This window comes from Serratia sp. CY27727 (assembly GCF_052169275.1).
Taxonomy (GTDB): Bacteria; Pseudomonadota; Gammaproteobacteria; order Enterobacterales; family Enterobacteriaceae; genus Serratia; species Serratia sarumanii.
Window position 1 is genome coordinate 1 of record NZ_JBJNLB010000029.1, and the last position, 785, is coordinate 785.

A 785-nucleotide genomic window follows, 5' to 3' on the forward strand; every position below is an offset into this window, starting at 1 on the left:
GGGGTGAGGACAGTGTCTGGTGGGTAGTTTGACTGGGGCGGTCTCCTCCCAAAGAGTAACGGAGGAGCACGAAGGTTAGCTAATCACGGTCGGACATCGTGAGGTTAGTGCAAAGGCATAAGCTAGCTTGACTGCGAGAGTGACGGCTCGAGCAGGTACGAAAGTAGGTCTTAGTGATCCGGTGGTTCTGAATGGAAGGGCCATCGCTCAACGGATAAAAGGTACTCCGGGGATAACAGGCTGATACCGCCCAAGAGTTCATATCGACGGCGGTGTTTGGCACCTCGATGTCGGCTCATCACATCCTGGGGCTGAAGTAGGTCCCAAGGGTATGGCTGTTCGCCATTTAAAGTGGTACGCGAGCTGGGTTTAGAACGTCGTGAGACAGTTCGGTCCCTATCTGCCGTGGGCGTTGGAAGATTGAGAGGGGTTGCTCCTAGTACGAGAGGACCGGAGTGAACGCACCACTGGTGTTCGGGTTGTCATGCCAATGGCATTGCCCGGTAGCTAAGTGCGGAAAAGATAAGCGCTGAAAGCATCTAAGCGCGAAACTTGCCTCAAGATGAGTCTTCCCTGGGCCTTTAAGGCCCCTGAAGGAACGTTTAAGACTAAGACGTTGATAGGCTGGGTGTGTAAGTGCAGCGATGCATTGAGCTAACCAGTACTAATGATCCGTGAGGCTTAACCTTACAACACCGAAGGTGTTTTAGAGACGAAGATATTTTCAGCGAAGTTCCGAGATTGGTTCTGATGGCGACACGAGAGTGAAGCGGTTGGAATGAAAC

Annotated in this window: 1 rRNA gene; it reads left to right on the top strand. The window is 52.4% G+C overall.

What is annotated here, in order from left to right:
* Nucleotides 1-689 (top strand): 23S ribosomal RNA (locus ACJ8HB_RS24935); the annotation flags it as partial.
* Nucleotides 690-785: the final 96 nt, after the last annotated feature.